Here is a 17,711-nt window from a genome sequence, read left to right as displayed (position 1 = left end):
TATTTCCCAATTATTTAACGTTTTCGGCCCTAGCCTGTAGACGCCCACCTTCACTCGCTGTACACGAAATTGCGTGCGGCGCACGTATTTTACGAGCGGCGCACGTATTTTTCAGTTGCGCTCATATCGAGTTCCCTTGCCTTGACCTACAGGGAGTATTACTGCTTTGTCTTTCAAGCGATTGAGCAATCGGGTGGCCTGGTACGGGCTGATGTGGCACAAATCGGCAGCATCCGCTCGCTTTATGCTGCCGTGGGTGTCGATAAAGTTCAGCACCATTTGTTCTTGCTGAATGGGATCAAAACCCGCCTGCCGAACATAAGCCGCTTTTTGGCCAGCGCCCTGATATACCTTTGCGCTCAGCGTATAGGTGCGACCCTTGCCGGTGCTGTGGGCTTCCACCATGCCGGCTTCTACCAGCTTCTCCAAGGTGCCCCGAACCACAGTTTCTGGCTTCTGCACAGACTTGGCCAAATCCGTTGTTCTCAACCGCCGCTCATTACGCAGCCGGGAAAGAATTATCAAGCTGTCGATGGGCATGGCTGCGCCGGCTTGTTCCTCGCGTTGCACAATCATGCGCAGAAAGTCCGCGTCTGCATCTGCTGCACTCATGCGCACGGCGACGGTATAGGCGGATGACATGGAATAGTCTGGAGCAGTGCGCCCATAACGGAGCATGCCTTCAAAGATCCTGTCTATGCCCCTGCCAGTGCGTTCGGCCAAGCCGATGCGTTTGATGATATCCGCCAGCAGGGGGTTACGAGAGCGGGGGTCGGCTACCAGCAGGTTGTCCAAACTGACGCCTTCCACAAAGCCGCCGGGGTTGCTGATGCTCAGTCCATCATCATCCAGCCGAACGTGTACTGCGCCCAGAGCGCTGTAATCGCGATGCACAAGAGCGTTTACAAAGGCCTCCCTGAAAGCTCGCCGATCAAAGTTGGGGATGGGCACGCGAAACAAACCAATCTGAATCTCTTCTTCTTCCACCCGAGCCCGGAACAGCAGCTCAACCTCCTCAAAGGTCTCCAGCAGTGGCTTGCGGTAGAACTCATTGACCAGCACATCGGTACCGCGCAGAACTTGAAAAGCCGCCTCATGGGACGGCAAGTGTTGCCGCAGCTGTCTTTCATTGCCGAGTAAAAGCAAACCAGCCACTGTTGGGTGACGCATGCCGCTTACCGTCACAGTCAGCCCCAGAGCTCCGTCCAGCTCTTCGTCCGCCAGCGGCAGCAGGCTTTGATCACCGCCGTATTTCTTGATGGCATTCCGGATGCGAATACGCTGAATTGGATCCAAGTCTTCAACCGCCACGTTTTCCAGCGGCAGCGCAGAAGGATCGGTGACACCGATGCTGGATTGGCGCTGAACAAATTCGTGGGGGTAGAACGGCACTGCCTCCGGGCTGCCGTCCATTTTTAGGCGGCGCCTCTGCAGCAAACCGTCTGAAGTGGACACCAGCTGTCGGGACTTGGGTACACGGATTCTGGCAATTACCTGCCCTTCCAGCTCAATGGTCTCAACACGCACAGCCATCGATGGGATGGTTTTGTTAGCAATCAGTGCGGGCAGACCGGTCACGTTTCGATGGCTAACATGCAGTCCGGTGATCGAACAGTCATCCTCTACGCCCAGGAACAAGTCACCCCCTTCCGTGTTGGCAAGAGCCACGACTGCTGCGATCAGGTCCCGATCGGGCAGGCTTCTTTCGTCGCTCTTAAACTCGACGGTCAGATTTTCACCGCGGCGAATCAGCTCAAGAACATCCTGTTCTGTATCGTTCATAGCTACCCCTTAGGTTTGCGCACTCAGGATCTGCATGTTCTAAATCTGCACCTTTCGACCTTGCTGAATTTCTTGCAGTAAAGCTTCACGCAGGGACGCTAAGTAACGGTCTACATCGCTTTCATCGGCCAGCCAGGCTTTGTTGTAGGTAACGTGAAGGTTTCGCGAATGAACGTACTCGGCGGGCCGTTCCTTGATCTTGTGCGGTTTGTCGTCACCCGCTGACTTGGGGGGTTGTTCCGGATCTGGGGACGGCGCGGTTGTTTGGTTGGCCAGCTCAACCATTTTAGCCAAAACCTTCTGATAGCCCTCTTCTTCAAAAAAGCGCAAGCGATCGTTGATAACAGCGATGATCTGTTGTCCGCCAATGTGCTCGTTCAGATCCTGAAAAGGCTTATTCAGCTCAGCCCGACGAGGCTCTGGAAGCGCCTGGTATTCATCCATGCTCTGCATTCGTTCTTGCATGGTGCTCAGGGATGCGGACGCTCTGGAACGAGTTTGGTTAACCTTTTCATCGATGCGTTCTTTCAGGCTATCCAGCTGCCCTTTCAGCTGCTGGATGCGGCCGCCTTTGTAGCACTTCGGATCATTGAGAATTGAACGAATTTGCTCAATCTCATCTCCGGGCATATAAATAAAATTGGGTTCCTGTGTCTGCAGCAGCGACCGCGCCTGATTGTAGATGTCTTTTTGTGACCCACTCATGAATTTGCGAATGGGGTCGATAACGTCCTCTTTCAGATCCAGCAGATGATCTTCCTGCTTACTTAATTCGGTCAGGTGCCAGGTGTAAGGTTTCCCAGCAACATCCTTCAGCGATTCCAACGCAGGCTTTAAAGCACTGAGGAACGGGTACTGGCCAGACTGGGCTGCCAGGGGGTTGAGCTGGTGGAACATTTCTTGAAAGGCCTCACCAGTCTCTTTCCCTAATGCTTTGGCTTCACTGCTTGCGGGTGGGCTGTCAAAAAAGTCTTCATAGAAGGCTTTAAGGGCACGTACTTGGGACGCGGTAAACTCTATCTGCGGTTCCAGTACAAGGTTGTTGTGCCCGTGGGTATTGCGAAACGCGCGTTCGAGTTCGGCGTCGTCCAGGATGTTACCGTCGAGACGAACCTCGACTTTTCCGCGTGCACACAGGTTCGCCAAGGTGCAGAGAATGGCGGCGTAGTACCAGCCATAGGGCTTTCGCTCAAATTTTTCCAGCAGGCCTTTCAAGGTAGTGCGAACACCGCCACGATTGTTGCTCTGAATAAAGGCCAGCACTTCCTGTTCGGACTCCGCCAATGCGGTCGTATCATTACCAAACAAACCGTCTTCTGCCCGCTTAAGGCAGTTGCTTATATCGTTTTCCGAGTAGGAGACACCTCGCAGCATGCGAAGGTTGGGGTACGCACGAGCAATCAGCTCATGAAAACCTCGAATGATGCGGGTTTGAGGATCTTCGTTGGCCACCTCTACATCCGCACCACCAATCAGGAGTTTGGCGTTACTGAGAAGGGATTGAACCTGCTGGCGTATCCGGGCTTCACGTTCACGATTCTGGAAGCCTTTATCATTCAGTATCCGTTTAACCGACTCCTGCTGGGTTACGGAGATGTTTTGTTTAATGTACTTCTCTGTGCGCTTGAGCATCAGTAAGTCACGCACCAAACGTTCATCAGAAGGCATCAGAACGAAGAGTTCATCGGCTTTATAAGTGGATGCGGTACGCAGCATTTGCTCGTTATCGGTATGCTCGTGAAATGGGCTGACAACATTAATGCCCAGTTCGTATTCGCGCCCATGCAGCCGGTCATCCAGCTTGCGCGAATAGGCATAGTCTTGCCCCTGGTTCTGGGAGGGGCCTGCATCGTAGCGGATCTTACGCTGCTTGATGACGTAGTCGAAGATGATCTTCTCAAGTTCATCTGCAACGTCAGATGACTCGACTTCTACATTCTTGATTTCCTGTTCGACGTCTTTCTCTTCGTCGGTCAGGTACTCGTACTGGTCACCGTTGCGCTGTATGTAGGTTTGTTGCTCAAGCAGGCTCAGTGCCTCTTCGATTTTCTTCCGAAGCGCCGGCAGATCCTGATCGAAGGCGTCCAGCATCAGCACACAGAGGTTGCGAACCGTTGGTTTGAACTCTTTGACGTATTTCACCAGAAACAGAGCTTTCAGCAATCGAATCGCAAATGGCCCGTCCAGGTGGTTTTCGGCCTGGATGATCGCACGCTGTATTTGCGACTTCAGTGCAGATCGGATGCCTTCGAACATCAGGTCAAAAGTCGCTAACTGGCCTACCTGGTGACCGCCAATGTGGATGGCGACTTGCTGAAAAACGCCCAGCATGGAGCGTTCACCAACGGAGCTGTGTTTGCCTTCAAACGCACTATGCTGCGACAAATTCTGAATCGCCGACTGAAAGAGTGCGAATTGATAAGGAATAAACGGATAGCTGTTAACGAAGTGATCCCTATCCCGGAAGTTACGATAGGTGGCTGAACCATCCGCAAAGTCGAAAAGGGTTTTGAAATTGTTGGATTGCGCGTGATAGACGTCTGATAGCTGATTGACGCCCTCTTCTGTTTTAGTCAGCAAGCGCTTCTGAATGACTTCGGCCACGTCGGCACTGGACAGCTTCATGCGGTTGTTAAAACGCGCCTGAATTTTGGAGAAGTCGTTGCCCTGCTGCTTGCCCAGTTCACCGACAACATTTTTCATCTCTTCCTGAGCAGTGACAACGATCCAAGCGCGGCCCCGGCACTTGGTGGCCAGACTCTCCGCAATAGTTTGCAGGTTGGTCATCAGCTTGATGTTGTCGGCAATGTACTGGCCTACCTCGTCCACAAAGAAGTTCAGCCGAAATTCTTTGTGGCCACCCTCGGCCGCCTGCTTCTCGATATATTCGTTTACGTTATCCGCAAAATCTTCAATCGAAACCCGGTAATCGCTCCGGTATTTATCGAGGATACCCATTGCCGATTGTTGGTCGGCCACGGTGACTGCAGCGTAGGCTTTGGCAATGTTCGGCCCTTCCAACAACGCCTGCTCCCGGCCTTTTTGCCAGGATCGCCCAGCCACACTTTCATACTCGGCTTTGAATTTCTGGTACAAATCGCGGCTATCCAGATCACGTTCGAACTGGGCGATGTGGCCTTGTTTGCCATAGTAACCGCACATTTCATCAAAGACTTTGACGAACACGGCCAGCAACGCGTCGATTTGGGTTTTGCTAATGACATCGGCTTTCTGATCGATATTGAACAAAATGCTCTTTGAGGGAATGGAGACAGCCCTCTTCAAGCCAGCCTGAAGAATCGTGTTTTCGGCGCACTTTGGAAGGAAGCGATCCAGGGTTGAGGCGCCATCCATCTCACGGTTTTCGAGCAACAGTGCCAGCATTTTAAGTAGATGGGACTTACCCGAACCAAAGAAGCCGGAAACCCAAACACCGTTTGCACCTTCGTAGTTATTGTAGGCATCCAAAAAATCTTCAAGGCGCTTTTCAACTTCGTTCGTCAGAACGTATTCGTCAATTTCGAGGCGGAGACTGGCCTCATCGTCGGCTTTGATAACACCTTCGATCGGACGGTCAACCGGTTTTAGAAAGATGTTCTTCAATGTCATTGTGCTTTCCTTTGTAAAGGCGCCTCGTTTTTACGTCCGCTCAGGCTTCGTAATGATAGATATTGAACGCGCGGTAATACTTGTCGTCGTGAAGCTTTCCAAACAAATCTAGCGAGGCTCCCGTTTCCAGCGAATGGGTATAGGATCCTGGGAAAAACATCACTGTTGGTTTCTCTTTCGCCGTGCTTTGTAAGTTATTGAGCACGTTATGAGAACGGATATAAGGAAAGACCTCTCCTACGCCAGAAAGAAACAGCACGTCGAGCTCAGCAGTTTGTAGCTTCGCCGCAATGGCCGGCACAAGATGCGTCTCTGGATCCAAAACACCCTGAAGCAGCTCCTTGAGCTGATCTTTTGAAACCGTCGGTTCGAGCTCAACAACCTGGCTCCATACGTCTCGTTCTTTCAGAAGCTCAACAGAGAGATCGTAGAGATTGATGTTGAGAATCTTGATTCCTGTCTGTTCCAGACGGTTGATCAACTGGCTTTGCAGGCGCTCCATTTCGACCGCTTCTTCGGCTCTATAGGGGCAGATAAAAAATGGCACTTCGTTGCCGAGCCCTTGTTTATTTAGAAATCGCTGTCCAGAAATAACGCTATGAAGGTGCTGAAACCGATCCTGCATCGGCATTCTGGCAATGTCTTTGCTCACAGTGACATCCCTTTGATATCAGATTCAAAAACGGGAAAGTAAAGAAATTCGTCAGAATTGTTCTCACGAATAAGCCCTACCAACTTGGGGCTGAGAATGACTGTATTGATCGTTTTCCCTTTGGTCACCAACTCGGCCTCCCGGAGCATCCTGAACGTCACCTGGCGCAACTTGTCCCTTGTAGATGGGCTAGCTTGATCAAGCTCATCGTGCCATTCTGATTTTCTGTTGAAAAAAGCATCAAAATCTTCATAGGTCAGATCGATTTTCATCGACAGAAAACGCTCCCTTACAACCTCCACTGCAAAATCGGCGACGAACCGGTAAAGCCTACAAATAGCCAACCACAGAATGTGTGCTTGGTCCTTATGGCCGCTATCAATAAGAAAATCCAGTTCTGCCTTGCTGAGCGTCTTTAACCGGTCAATAATTTCTCGGCATACAACTTTAGCGGTACGCTCTGTTCTGGCTTGAAGCACATTACGCTGCAGAGTCTCTGAGCGGGTGGTTTCCCAGTCTCCTAGCTCCCGGTAGAGCTCTGCCAGTTGCACGGATTCGTAATGGTGTAGGCTGCCAGAGGTGAAGGAAATTCGATAACGGTCGTTGCTTGCCATTCAGTTTGGGCACTTTTCTAGGTTAAACGCGGTAACCGTCCAACTTAACGCTACGAGCACCCAGACTCAAACAATTCATCGCTTTTGTAAGCACTATTCTGCTAACCAAGCACCTGAAATCCACTGATGCGTAGCTATTGGCCTGCACAGGCTTCGAACTTGATTGAGCGAGCGATCGCCGCAAATAGATCACAGCTTTTTCAGGCTGCCGATTTAAAAGATAAACACGACCCAAGGCGCTTAGCAGTGAGGAATCGTTTGGAGAAGCGGAGACTGCTGCATCTAGCAGATCTATGGCTGCTTGCTGCAACCCTTGGCTTACAAGCTGATTAACCCGAGAAAGTATGGCCGGGGCCTTTTCTGGCGATTTGCGGCTTAGTTCTTTCTTTTCGTTGGTCCTTAACATCAGGCATTCCTTGTATTTCGCGAAATCCCAACCACTGCTTGATCAAGGAAATCGCTAAGCTGGCCTGCAGCTTGCTGGAGCTTAGCAGAAAGCCTGAAAATCTAGCTTGCCAATCGACTTACCACTTAGGATAGAAGGTAGGCTGCTTCTTTTTATGATGGACTCAATACTGCTTGATCTGACGACAGATTCCAAGCATCAAGCTTATGCCCCTTGGCTTCGCAGTGTTCTCAGTATGCCCAGCTCTCACAGGCCTGAATTTGGACGAACTTCAGATTCCGCTAAACTGAACCAACATTGAAACCAGCCTTGGTGAGACACAGCTATGATTATTCTACTGGTATTAATAGGTGGTGCGGTTGGAGCTTTTTTTGGCCCGATTGGCCTAGTTGCCGGCGCCATCCTGGGAGCAACGTTTGCACATTCAATTTTTGATAAAAGCTACGAACCACAGGATTTTGATGATGATCCGGATCATAGCTTCACGCTGTTCGATTCTGAATCTCTGAGCCTTCAAGGAGATGATCTTAATATCAATCCGGCGACCGGGCTTCTGATGTCAGGTGGAGATATTGGTGGGATTGATGTCGGCGGCAATCCTTATGGATTTGATATATCCGATGATACGTCGTCATTTGATGAATCAATTTTTATAGACACCGGCTTCTCAGATGATCCGCACAGCTTTCTTTAAGCTGACATTCAGTGTACTCCAGGTGTACCCAGAGTGTACTTACGCACTTATTTTTCTGGACTCTCACGAATTGAAACCTTGAAAAGTACACTCTGGGTACACTTCAAGTACACTTGCGGTACACTCCAGGTAATTTCACATTAAAACTATCTATTTAATCTCTCTCAATAACACCCATTTCGTCTTCAGAATTTTTGCGCTAACTTCAGATTATCCATCAAGCCCTGGTCCTGGCGAAGCCATTATTCGAAAATAATTCCGCCCCCTATGTTACCTATCCTATCTTGAGCACAGCCCCCTCCCCCGAGGTACAGACATTAACTGTACCTTCGAGGGCCTAGGCCATGCTTTTTTCGAAACGCTGCACGTTCTGCATCTGTAAACTCTATTGTGTCCGTTGCAGAGTTATGAACAAGATCATCTTCTTCAGCCTTTTGCTGCACCCGCTGTAATCTTCCGGTCACTCGCTGGTCCTCTTTCAGGCACCGGGCCCCGGTAATATCCAACAATGCGTTCTGCGCCTGGGCAATTAGCAATAGTTTTTCACCAATTTTTCGGACGGTGGAGAACTGTGTTTCAGCATGCATGATAGCGCTCTTCTCGGGCCTGGTGCATTTTGGGAAAAACGACATTGGAATCCTGTAGTCGACTAACTGGGACGTCGCGACTGGATCCGAATAGCGCCCATGACCACTGTATCTGCGCCAACGAATTACAACGGATAGCGAACCGCGCTCAATGCTCGGTACGTATGTCCAAAACTTGAACTTCGAGTCTTTTCTTTTATGGAAATCTCGGCTCTGTTTATATTCGTCAACGATATCATCGGAAATTATCATTAGACATCTCAATATCAGATCAAAGTCGTCAAACCTCTGCTCGTTGACATTATAAATTTCAGACTTAATTACAGCCCAGCATCGATCAATATTCATACACGAATCTCAACATTCAATATGTCTGCATAGATTACCTCGAAATAAATTAGGCAATTCTCGTGCAATTACATTTTATTCGTGTTTTGACGCGTCGCATGGCCATGATTTTTGTGTATTGTTAAATATCCATCAAAGAGGATATTTTTATGTTCGCTATTACTGTTTACACTTACAACGAGAAGGTTCTGTTGTTTATTAACCAGGCATTGCTTGACGACCGTAGTTTTGGTGCATTCTCAATTCATGAAATCCATAATAACCGACATCTGCTTGTTTCCGACAACCAAGCCACTGGAACCTTGGTTTACTTCACTCCGTGCTATACCAAGGAGGAAGCCATTGATCTGGCAAAAGCAGGTGTCTCGGTTTTGGATGTGGATAAAATTATCGAGTCGATGGCGGAGAGCGATCGGGCTGATTTTTTCAGGGAGGTAGAAATCGGGTGTGTTGATAACATTTTCGGTGGTGTGATATTGACCAGACTAGATTCGAACCAGAATGACCCTCTCATGTGTGACCCGCTGCCGGTAAAATTCGGCGTCTTGCGACAAACTATTCTGCACCCGGCAGAATACAAACTGTTACAAAATGGCCAGAAGCCAGCACTCAATATCACGATCAATACTAAAAACACGATCATTAATCACAGCGGAACTAAACCGGATTAACAGTCGTTCGGCGCTCTATTCCTTAGGATAGAGCGCTCCGTTTCTTACTAAAAAATCCTCTAGCGTTTTGCCAGGCTCCGAGGGCTCACTATCAGCCGCCAGCCGCTCCATTCCCTCAACGATTAAACGCCTCGCATACTCAGCGTCAGTTAAACCCAGCAGGCGAGCTTGATTACGAAGCAGCACTGGCAACGTTTCGCGGGCACCAAATGTAATCTCAATCGTCATTTTCATGCCTACTTTCCCCTCTCAAAGAATGCAGTGCTAGGTCGCTGTTCTCGCCAACACCGAATCGACCACAACGTAATAAAATGTAATCAAGGTACCTGAAAACAAAAATACTCGGTAAATTAGCTGTCACACGCTCACCGACCATAGAAAATTCTAACGATCATGACCACTCGCGAAGCGCAGATTGCGCAGTTTATTGACCGCCATTATGAATACCGTAACACCCCAATAGCGCTGGAAAACTATCTCTATAACGAGGCCAAACTGAGCAGCTCAGCCATTCGCGTTTTCCTGGAGTACTGGAGACTCGGAAAAATGGAAGGCAGCTGGCAATGTAATATCAGTGCCGAGACCCTGCAAGAGCGTCTCGGAATCTCTCGATCCTCCGTTGAACGCGCAAATCGTGCTCTGATCGACGCATCATTGATACACCGCGTGAACAATGGAAAATCGAGCCTAGATCCGTTTCGTCAACGAGTATCAACAACGAAAATTCTATTTCCAAAAAAACTACTACAGTATGTTGCGCACGAGCGCTATCGCAGCGACCTCAAATCTGATCCCAAAAAAGGCCTGCTGAGTTTCGCAAAAAGTCTGGCTGACGAACAGTCAGTCGCGCCACCTGACAAACTGCAAATCGAGATCAAAACTGTTCGGCGCATACTTAATAGCAAGTTGCATTTAACACAGGATATCGAGCATTTTGCCGCTCAGGTTTCGTGGAGTATTTTACACGGAGACATGGCGACTGAGGCCTATGGATCGGTGGACAAAGCTATTAATACAGCTGTGGGCCTCTTCCGCAGCAACCAATGGGGTGAGCCGCGCGGCATGAAAGAAATGCACCCGACCTGGGCTCCCTCTCCAGACATAAGCGTTCATGCGTTCTAGCTGAAGCGCAAGCACGGGGGTGCTCTGTCTACTTGGTTGCACACGTGGCGCGTGACACTTTCATCACAATCACCACCAAATTTACATTTTCTTAATTTTGCGGCAATTAATGACGTATTTATTAGATAATTTAAACTTTTCCGACTATGGTGGTTTAAGTTCTACTAAAAACACGCTACAAACTGCCGTATTTTGAGAAATTTATAAACTATGCTTAACAAGGAATCTCGCGACGAACTTAAAGACCTACTGCCACCTTTTATGGTAGCAACCAAACGCTGGTTACTGGAGCAGGGCTTAAACCTGCACTTCTTAGACAATGCCATACGCAGTCAAACTCTGATACCGCTTACCGCTGGTGTTTACACCCTCTACGAAAAATCCACTAGCTGGCACGGCGTAGTTGCGTCCCTTCAACGAATGTCAGAAAAGCCCGTCCATGTAGGTGGTTTAACTGCATTAGATCTCACCGGTTTAACACATTTTTTGTCAACAAGTGCGGAGGTACGGATTCAGCTCTACTCAGAGTACCCCTTACCAGCTTGGATCAGCAGAATTGCAGTCACTGCCACCTTCGAGCGGCACGGCACCCTCAGGCTATGGCCAGAGTCAGTCATGACAAATCCAAGGTTTCTTCGTGAACACAAGTGGTTAGCCGAACGACCTCCCGTTTTATATTCGTGTCCTGAGAAAGCCATTCTGGAGGTGCTGACCGAGGTACCTTCGACGGTCAGTTTTGAGCATGCCAACGCGCTCATGCAAGGGCTCTCCAGCCTTTCACCGAGAAAGATCGATACTCTCTTAAAAGCTTGCCGCAGTATCAAGGTTAAACGACTATTTTTATGGTTAGCTGAACGACAAGGCCATGCTTGGTCCAAACGTCTGGACCCAAACGAATATGACTTGGGAGCCGGCAAGCGGGTTATAGCCAAGCACGGCAAGCTCGACACCCGATGGGCAATCACTGTTCCAAAAGAAATGCACGAGGACTCCCACGAGCATGGATAAACGAAACTACTACTACAGCCAAGTTCAGCTTTTACTTCAAATCATTCCTTACGTGGCTGAACATAAGTGTTTTGCCCTCAAAGGCGGCACCGCCATCAACCTTTTTATCCGCGACCTCCCTCGTTTGTCGGTAGACATCGACCTTGTCTTTCTTCCCATGATGGAGCGCAACGATGCGCTGGATTCGATTAAAAAAAGTCTCTCCGAATTAGCCGAGTCGATCCGACTCGGAATTCATGGTGCTCATGTGGTGGAATCGTTCAAAGACAAACAGGATGCATTGCGGCTCACGGTTCGCAACGAGCACTCTCTAATCAAAATTGAACTATCACCTGTGTTGCGCGGCACAGTTTACGAACCCAGTGTTATCTCTGTCTGCGAGGGTGTGGAGGAAGAATTCGGATTTGCAGAGATGCAGGTAGTCCACTTTGCAGATCTATACGCGGGGAAAATCTGTGCAGCTCTGGACCGGCAGCACCCCAGGGATCTATTCGACGTGAAGTGGCTACTGGATAACGAAGGGATCACCGACAGCCTCAGGAGGGCTGTGCTGGTTTACATGATTAGCCACAACCGACCTATCGCTGAACTGCTTCGCCCGCACTTCAAAGACATCTCAGAGCTGTATGAGGGAGAGTTCAAAAGCATGACTCATGAAGATGTCTCCCTGAACGAGCTGGAAACCACACGGGCGCGCCTGATTGATTTGATTAACTCATCACTAACGAAATCTGAGCGACAATTTCTGATGTCATTCAAACGCCGAACCCCAGAATGGCACTTGCTCGGTATTGAGGGTGCTGAACATCTGCCCGCAGCGCGTTGGAAACTACACAACCTCTCGAAAATGAGTACGGCCAGTCACGCCCAAGCAGTGCGAGAGTTAGGTCGCATTTTAAATTGTTGAATCCACGCCTAAGAAAGTCGACAGTCAGAGCTCCGTGCTGTTTGTTGGCAGGGGCTGCTACTCCGGCATCTTATCGCGGTTGCTTTGAAGAATGGCCTTGATGTGTTTCAACTGTCTTAGGCCCTCCCTGTTGGCGATACGGCAACTAGTGTTCAGGCGTGGGCTGGGATAGGCCTTGTTGAGGTTGAGCAGTCCGAGACAGACTCGGTAGGCCTGTTCTGGGTGTGCCCGCTCATCCAGTCGATCACTAATCCAGGCCAGAGTGTCTGGCCCAATATCTCGGGCCCAGTTTTTAAAGCGGCCAGGCGTCCACTGCTGGTCCTTTCTGTTACCGGTAGGCATGTGCTTGGGCTCGGTAGTGATACCAAGCCTATGGCTGCGGGGATGGCAGGCAATCTGTTGCTGTTGAAAGAAGATCTGCACCAGATGCTCACTGGCATGGATCTCCACCTGCTCGCCCACATACTGGTGTGGTACCGAGTAATGGTGTTGGCTGAACTCAATGTGGCAATCAATGTTGACCCGGCTGCGTCGGATATCGACGTACTCATAAGGGTTATTAGGCAGGGCTCCCAGGGCGGGCTGATCTAGCGCCCTGAAGGCTCCCTGCCGATTCCCCGGTAGACGTTTGAACGGACGGCTGTTCAGGTCGTCCAGCAAATTATTGATGCACTGATTCAGCTCCGCCAAGGTAAAGAAGGTCTGGTGTCGTAACCGGGCCAGGATCCAACGCTCAACGATCTGAACACCCACTGCGGCTTTAGATTTACCCTTGGAGGGCATTGCCGGCATCACCGCGACCTGGTAATGAGTCGCAAGTTGCTGGTAGCTGGAATTCTTGCCCGGGGCGAGCCGACACGCTTTGTTAACACCTCTGCGCGGGTCGACCCGCACCACCGTCCTCGGTACACCTCCGAAGAATTCAAAGGCCCGCACATGACTCAGCAGCCAATTCTGTAATTCCTTACTCCAGGTGGCTTCTGCGTAGGTGTAACTGGAGGCACCCAGCACGGCAACAAATACCTGAGCCAGGCGGATTTCGCCGGTTTGTGGGTTGACGATGGGAACAGTAGGACCGCAGTAATTAATGAAGCATTTTTCACCGGCCTTGTGGGTGTAGCGCATGGAACGCTTTTGCTGCTTCAGCCAGTAACAGTAGCGATGACAATACTGAGAGTAGCTGTAATACCGGTTGGGGTACCGAGCCGTATATTCCTCCCATAGCAACTGCTTGGTCACATCTTTGCGTTTGAGTTCCTGATGCACGTTCGGCCAGTCTGGCATCTGATAGCGGGAAGCTGAAATGAGATCAGAGCGGGGATAGAACATCGCCGCCAGACGACCATCGTCCAGATCCTCTGGCAGGGGCCAGGTCAACTCACAGGCACCGGCCCGGGCCAAAATCTTATAGGTTGCACCAACACTAGTCTTCGCAGCAGCGCTCACTTGCCGAATTGAGAGCCCGACTGCCAGCCTTAGCCGAAGGACCTCTCTGATTTGGCGCATTGGTGTTCTCTTCGCCGGCATAACCCTGATTCCGAAAAAAGAACAGAATAGCAAACAACCTGATAAAAGTGTTCACCTTGCTCCAGAACAGGTGTTCACGTTCGTCCAGAATATATATTCATGACGGGCTTGGGCATACTCACAGGCCCAAGTGTCTGAAAATGAAGATCCCGAGCCCCTCAAAATCGACGGTCTCGGGATCGTCGTCAAAGAAGGAGGAATAATACTAATTTTCTCATAGTACAAATTAACTTATTGCCCCCGGCCAAGACAAAAAATAGGCAGTACCCAAAAACATTGTCTGGTCTCTGCTACAGAGTGACCAGTTCCCGTTCCCGCTCCCCCATCTGCTTGCTCGATCAAAACAATGTTGTAGTCTGAACTGGAACTCAATCCCACCCAGGAGAACCACATGCGCAACATTCAAGCCCTGATGCAAGAGATCCGAGATATCGCTCAAGAAGCAGAAGAGTTTCATGAAGTAGAAATTTCGCTACTTATCAGAACGCATCGAGGAGAGAAGTCACAATTCATTCGGCTTCAAACTGAAAAAGAAACAAGCAATAAGTTAAATAATGATGATTTATTACAGTCCAACGGACCAAAATGGTTTTAATTATTCAGATCTTAAATACTTTATATTCATGAAAATTATCACACTAGAACTGAAGCCTAGAACTTTCTTTATATATCTATTTCCTTGGTGAAAACCTTAAATGTAGTAAAATAATAAGCATGTGAACAGAATCAAAAAACTTAAAAACTAAATAAACATGATTATTAAATAAAAGGTGTAGATATCATGAGTTCAATCAATGAAGTACTGAACAACTCATCAATAACCATTGACCTGGAGTCATTAGATTGGCTACCGCATGGGCGAGTTTGTGAAATTTTTGGAAAAAAACCTCTGTGGGCGAAAGGCAAAATTCGGGCGGGAAAATGGAAATCGGGCGAACAATTCATTCATGACCCTGACGGTCAAATTTGGGTTTCAATTAAAGGTGTAAAGACATGGCTACTAAGGAATTTCCAACAGGCATCCGCCCCCACGGATCAGGCATTAAAATTCGATTCACGTGGGAAGGAAAAAGGTTCGAGCCGATCTGGCCGCGGAAACCAACCAAAACAAACATCAGGCAGGCAGCCCATCTACGAGCTGAGCTTACGAACAAAGCCCGGTTCCAAACACTAACATGGAAAGAACTTGCGGAATATTTTCCGCAGTTCGATCAGCCTGAATACGTTAATAGTAACGTGCCACTATTTAGCCAGTATGCTCAAATGTATCTAAATACTGCCTCTGTTTCTGAAGGAACCTTGGACACATATAGAAAAGCACTAATGAAGTACTGGCAACCTCTATATGCAGAGCGTCCAATTGATTCATTTACCGTATCTGAATTAAAGCAAGATATTGCAGAAATTGAATGGAAATCTATGAAAACAAGAAATAATGTTTTGATCCCCTTACGACAAGTATTTGAGATGGCAGTTGATGACGAAGTGATTGATCGCAACCCTGCAGAAAAGATTAAAAACATTAAACATCAGAAGGTGGAAGTTGATCCCTTTTCACCTAAAGAGGCTGAAAATATAATTAATTACTTATACGCCAACAATGAAGGACCGGAACTGATCTATGCTACCTATGTACAGTTTGCATTCTGGACGGGAATGCGGACTTCCGAAATGCTAGCTCTAACGTGGAATGACATTGACTGGAATCGCGGTGCGGTAAAGGTGAGCAAAACCCGCATCCGAGGCCAACTAAACCATCAAACAAAAACAAATAGAGCTCGGGAAGTTTTTTTGAATGACAAAGCCAAAGAGGCACTTTATGAAGCAAAAAAATTAACCTATCAGTTTGGCGAACAAGTTTTTCGAAGCCCAAGAACGAATGAGGCATGGCTAACGGACAAACCACCCCGGGTAATCTTCACGGCAGCTCTAAAGGCGCTGGGCATAAGACACCGACGAACCTACAACACACGCCATACGTACGCTACCCAATGCCTGATGGCCGGAATGAATCCGGCATTTGTGGCGAACCAACTTGGCCATAGCGTTATCGTCCTGCTCACGACGTATGCGCGGTGGCTAAATGGCGAGGAAAGCGATCGAGAAATGGATAAATTGAAGGTGGTTCTCGAAACGGTTTGAATCACCCTCGCTTTTCGTTCAGGTTCTGCCCGTTTACCGCCATTTTGGCGGAATTCGGGCGCACCAACCCCTCGCCAGAAAACATTTCCCACCTGCTGGAAGATTGTTGAACGCGTCTAGCAAGTTCAGCCAGTTACTGTTTTGCGCTCCCTGCGCTCATCCCGCGCTTGAATTCCAAGATAACCAGCATTACCGAATACACGCTACTTCTCACCCTGGAAAATGTTCCCGCCAGCATAATGTCGTAGTTGGAAAGACATCAGCAATTCTGCCTTCGCGCAGCATCAGGCCGTATGTCTCCAGGTGCCTGCTAACCTCTGTGAACAACCCTTCGACCACACCATGGCGCTCCAGAAAATGCCGGAACTTGAGAATACTAATTTATTCCGGCAACCTGATCAGCTGCACGTTCGGAACGTGACGCATAGATTGAATCTAGTACAGGGCGTCTTCCATGGCCGGGGCGCTTTTTTCTCCAACTGCTTCCAGGGAATTAGTTTGTCCATCCGCTCCAAAAAGATCTTGCGACAAGTCTTGCGTTACTTGTTCTTGCATTCGGCTTCGCAGAAGGTGATCTAACTCCTAATAGCAGTGAACCCTATTCAGAGGTTTCCCGATGTCCCAAAATTTGTCCCAATTCGACTACAGCACCGCACCCTCTCGCACGTAACCGTTTGATTTACCGTGCGAGAGCGGGCGAGAAAGCGTATAAAATAACTTCAAATCCTACCGTCCCGACCAAAATTCCCTAAAAAATCCAACTACTTAGCGGTAGTTGGATTTTTTTTATGTCTGCTTTCCCCGGCCAGACTCATTTCTTGCCCCACCTTTCCAGCACCCCACCAGCTCGCCTAGCTAGCCTCATGGCATCCACACATCACACAAACGGGTTACTCCCGCCATCCGCTCTGGGAATTTTGACACCGGACTGCTAGATTCAACTGGCTACACTCTGAACCTGCCGGCTCAAAGGAAATGATTGGGGGCGATCAGTAGATGCAAAATGTATTAGTTATCGAAGACCATGAAGTAACCAGGGAATGGCTCGTCGGTTTGGCTCAAGACGTCTTCCCCACTTCCAGCATTCATCAATCCGGTACTCTGGAGCAAGCTTACAGCTGGCTTTCAGATAATTCGGCGCACCTGGCGATTGTTGATCTCAGCCTACCAGACGGTAGCGGAACGGATCTGTTGCGGCATTTCAAACTCCACTCACCTGACACCTATCTTGTAGTAGCAACCATCTTCGATGATGACAAACACCTGTTCGAAGCCCTGCGAGCCGGAGCAAACGGCTACCTTCTCAAAGACCAGTCCAGCAAAGCCATCATCGATAGCCTGTCTGGCATAGCCGCCGGTTCACCGCCTTTGTCGCCAGCCGTATCTCGAAGACTGCTAAGACAGTTTCAGCAGCCCAAAGATAACGAAGGAGCCGTTGCCCTTTCCGAGCGCGAGAAAGAAGTTCTGTTTTTACTGGCAAAAGGCTTTGGGCGCAGTGACATCGCGGAGTTTCTGGGGGTTTCAGTGAATACGGTGGCCAGCCACATCAAGGCTATTTACCGCAAACTCAATGTCTCTGGAAGAGCGGAGGCAACACTCGAAGCCGTAAGAATGGGGCTTATCCCGGGTATTTAACACCAAA

14 protein-coding genes and 1 pseudogene are annotated in these 17,711 nt (G+C 49.1%); 8 read left to right on the top strand and 7 right to left on the bottom strand.

Annotated elements, in window-relative coordinates:
* Positions 1-111: 111 nt before the first annotated feature.
* Genes RG807_RS13395 through RG807_RS13380 form a run of 4 tightly spaced genes read right to left on the bottom strand, consistent with a single transcriptional unit; the run spans position 112 to position 6,657 of the window.
* Positions 112-1,782 (bottom strand): ATP-binding protein, encoded by a 1,671-nt coding sequence (locus tag RG807_RS13395; protein ID WP_309045328.1) that lies wholly within the window; start codon positions 1,780-1,782, stop codon positions 112-114.
* 39 nt (positions 1,783-1,821) lie between these two features.
* Entirely contained in the window at positions 1,822-5,391 is a 3,570-nt protein-coding gene (gene brxC, locus RG807_RS13390; protein ID WP_309045327.1) for a BREX system P-loop protein BrxC, read from the bottom strand.
* A gap of 40 nt (positions 5,392-5,431) precedes the next feature.
* A complete protein-coding gene (locus RG807_RS13385) occupies positions 5,432-6,043 on the bottom strand; it encodes a DUF1788 domain-containing protein (protein WP_435404677.1) in 612 nt (203 codons plus the stop codon).
* Positions 6,040-6,657 (bottom strand): DUF1819 family protein, encoded by a 618-nt coding sequence (locus RG807_RS13380; RefSeq protein ID WP_309045326.1) that lies wholly within the window; start codon positions 6,655-6,657, stop codon positions 6,040-6,042. Before RG807_RS13380 ends, RG807_RS13385 begins: the two co-directional genes overlap by 4 nt.
* 731 nt (positions 6,658-7,388) lie before the next feature.
* Between RG807_RS13380 and RG807_RS13375 the strand changes: the two genes are divergently transcribed.
* A complete protein-coding gene (locus RG807_RS13375) occupies positions 7,389-7,757 on the top strand; it encodes a hypothetical protein (RefSeq protein WP_309045325.1) in 369 nt (122 codons plus the stop codon).
* Between the two features lie 317 nt (positions 7,758-8,074).
* Here the strand turns inward: RG807_RS13375 and RG807_RS13370 are convergent, their stop codons facing one another.
* Complete coding sequence (locus RG807_RS13370; RefSeq protein ID WP_309045324.1) at positions 8,075-8,344, bottom strand: hypothetical protein; 270 nt, start codon at positions 8,342-8,344, stop codon at positions 8,075-8,077.
* Positions 8,345-8,841: 497 nt separating this feature from the next.
* Here RG807_RS13370 and RG807_RS13365 point away from each other — a divergent pair, with 497 nt between their 5' ends.
* A complete protein-coding gene (locus RG807_RS13365) occupies positions 8,842-9,363 on the top strand; it encodes a hypothetical protein (protein WP_309045323.1) in 522 nt (173 codons plus the stop codon).
* 15 nt (positions 9,364-9,378) lie between these two features.
* Here the strand turns inward: RG807_RS13365 and RG807_RS13360 are convergent, their stop codons facing one another.
* A complete protein-coding gene (locus RG807_RS13360; protein ID WP_309045322.1) occupies positions 9,379-9,597 on the bottom strand; it encodes a hypothetical protein in 219 nt (72 codons plus the stop codon).
* A gap of 159 nt (positions 9,598-9,756) precedes the next feature.
* On the opposite strand from RG807_RS13360, the gene RG807_RS13355 reads away from it, so the two are divergent.
* The 3 genes from RG807_RS13355 to RG807_RS13345 all read left to right on the top strand — a co-directional run bounded on the left by RG807_RS13355 (position 9,757) and on the right by RG807_RS13345 (position 12,400).
* Positions 9,757-10,485 carry a helix-turn-helix domain-containing protein gene (locus tag RG807_RS13355; protein ID WP_309045321.1) on the top strand — a complete coding sequence of 243 codons (729 nt, stop codon included), beginning with the start codon at positions 9,757-9,759 and terminating at the stop codon, positions 10,483-10,485.
* A gap of 210 nt (positions 10,486-10,695) precedes the next feature.
* Entirely contained in the window at positions 10,696-11,493 is a 798-nt protein-coding gene (locus tag RG807_RS13350; RefSeq protein ID WP_309045320.1) for a type IV toxin-antitoxin system AbiEi family antitoxin domain-containing protein, read from the top strand.
* Positions 11,486-12,400 (top strand): nucleotidyl transferase AbiEii/AbiGii toxin family protein, encoded by a 915-nt coding sequence (locus RG807_RS13345; protein WP_309045319.1) that lies wholly within the window; start codon positions 11,486-11,488, stop codon positions 12,398-12,400. The genes RG807_RS13350 and RG807_RS13345 overlap by 8 nt, the downstream gene beginning before the upstream one ends.
* A 63-nt stretch (positions 12,401-12,463) precedes the next feature.
* Here RG807_RS13345 and istA read toward each other — a convergent pair.
* Positions 12,464-13,927, bottom strand: a pseudogene (gene istA / locus RG807_RS13340) (IS21 family transposase); the annotation flags it as partial.
* Between the two features lie 391 nt (positions 13,928-14,318).
* Here istA and RG807_RS13335 point away from each other — a divergent pair.
* From RG807_RS13335 to RG807_RS13325, 3 genes are all read left to right on the top strand, one after another.
* On the top strand, positions 14,319-14,522 hold the full coding sequence (locus RG807_RS13335) for a hypothetical protein (RefSeq protein ID WP_309045318.1): 204 nt from the start codon (positions 14,319-14,321) through the stop codon (positions 14,520-14,522).
* 398 nt (positions 14,523-14,920) lie between these two features.
* Positions 14,921-16,069, top strand: a complete 1,149-nt coding sequence (locus tag RG807_RS13330) for a tyrosine-type recombinase/integrase (RefSeq protein WP_309045317.1) — start codon at positions 14,921-14,923, stop codon at positions 16,067-16,069.
* Positions 16,070-17,065: 996 nt separating this feature from the next.
* On the top strand, positions 17,066-17,704 hold the full coding sequence (locus RG807_RS13325) for a response regulator (RefSeq protein ID WP_309045316.1): 639 nt from the start codon (positions 17,066-17,068) through the stop codon (positions 17,702-17,704).
* The last annotated feature ends 7 nt before the right edge of the window (positions 17,705-17,711 follow it).

This window comes from Marinobacter sediminicola, assembly GCF_031157525.1.
GTDB classification, from domain to species: Bacteria; Pseudomonadota; Gammaproteobacteria; order Pseudomonadales; family Oleiphilaceae; genus Marinobacter; species Marinobacter sediminicola.
The sequence above is the reverse complement of the archived record's forward strand: the minus strand, read 5'-3'. Positions and strand labels throughout refer to the sequence as shown.

Bases quoted from the DNA above. Each gene is read 5' to 3' on its own strand.
- RG807_RS13395 (WP_309045328.1), bottom strand. From the start codon at position 1,782: ATGAACGATACAGAACAGGATGTTCTTGAGCTGATTCGCCGCGGTGAA.
- brxC (WP_309045327.1), bottom strand. From the start codon at position 5,391: ATGACATTGAAGAACATCTTTCTAAAACCGGTTGACCGTCCGATCGAA.
- RG807_RS13380 (WP_309045326.1), bottom strand. From the start codon at position 6,657: ATGGCAAGCAACGACCGTTATCGAATTTCCTTCACCTCTGGCAGCCTA.
- RG807_RS13375 (WP_309045325.1), top strand. From the start codon at position 7,389: ATGATTATTCTACTGGTATTAATAGGTGGTGCGGTTGGAGCTTTTTTT.
- RG807_RS13370 (WP_309045324.1), bottom strand. From the start codon at position 8,344: ATGCATGCTGAAACACAGTTCTCCACCGTCCGAAAAATTGGTGAAAAA.
- RG807_RS13365 (WP_309045323.1), top strand. From the start codon at position 8,842: ATGTTCGCTATTACTGTTTACACTTACAACGAGAAGGTTCTGTTGTTT.
- RG807_RS13360 (WP_309045322.1), bottom strand. From the start codon at position 9,597: ATGAAAATGACGATTGAGATTACATTTGGTGCCCGCGAAACGTTGCCA.
- RG807_RS13355 (WP_309045321.1), top strand. From the start codon at position 9,757: ATGACCACTCGCGAAGCGCAGATTGCGCAGTTTATTGACCGCCATTAT.
- RG807_RS13350 (WP_309045320.1), top strand. From the start codon at position 10,696: ATGCTTAACAAGGAATCTCGCGACGAACTTAAAGACCTACTGCCACCT.
- RG807_RS13345 (WP_309045319.1), top strand. From the start codon at position 11,486: ATGGATAAACGAAACTACTACTACAGCCAAGTTCAGCTTTTACTTCAA.
- RG807_RS13335 (WP_309045318.1), top strand. From the start codon at position 14,319: ATGCGCAACATTCAAGCCCTGATGCAAGAGATCCGAGATATCGCTCAA.
- RG807_RS13330 (WP_309045317.1), top strand. From the start codon at position 14,921: ATGGCTACTAAGGAATTTCCAACAGGCATCCGCCCCCACGGATCAGGC.
- RG807_RS13325 (WP_309045316.1), top strand. From the start codon at position 17,066: ATGCAAAATGTATTAGTTATCGAAGACCATGAAGTAACCAGGGAATGG.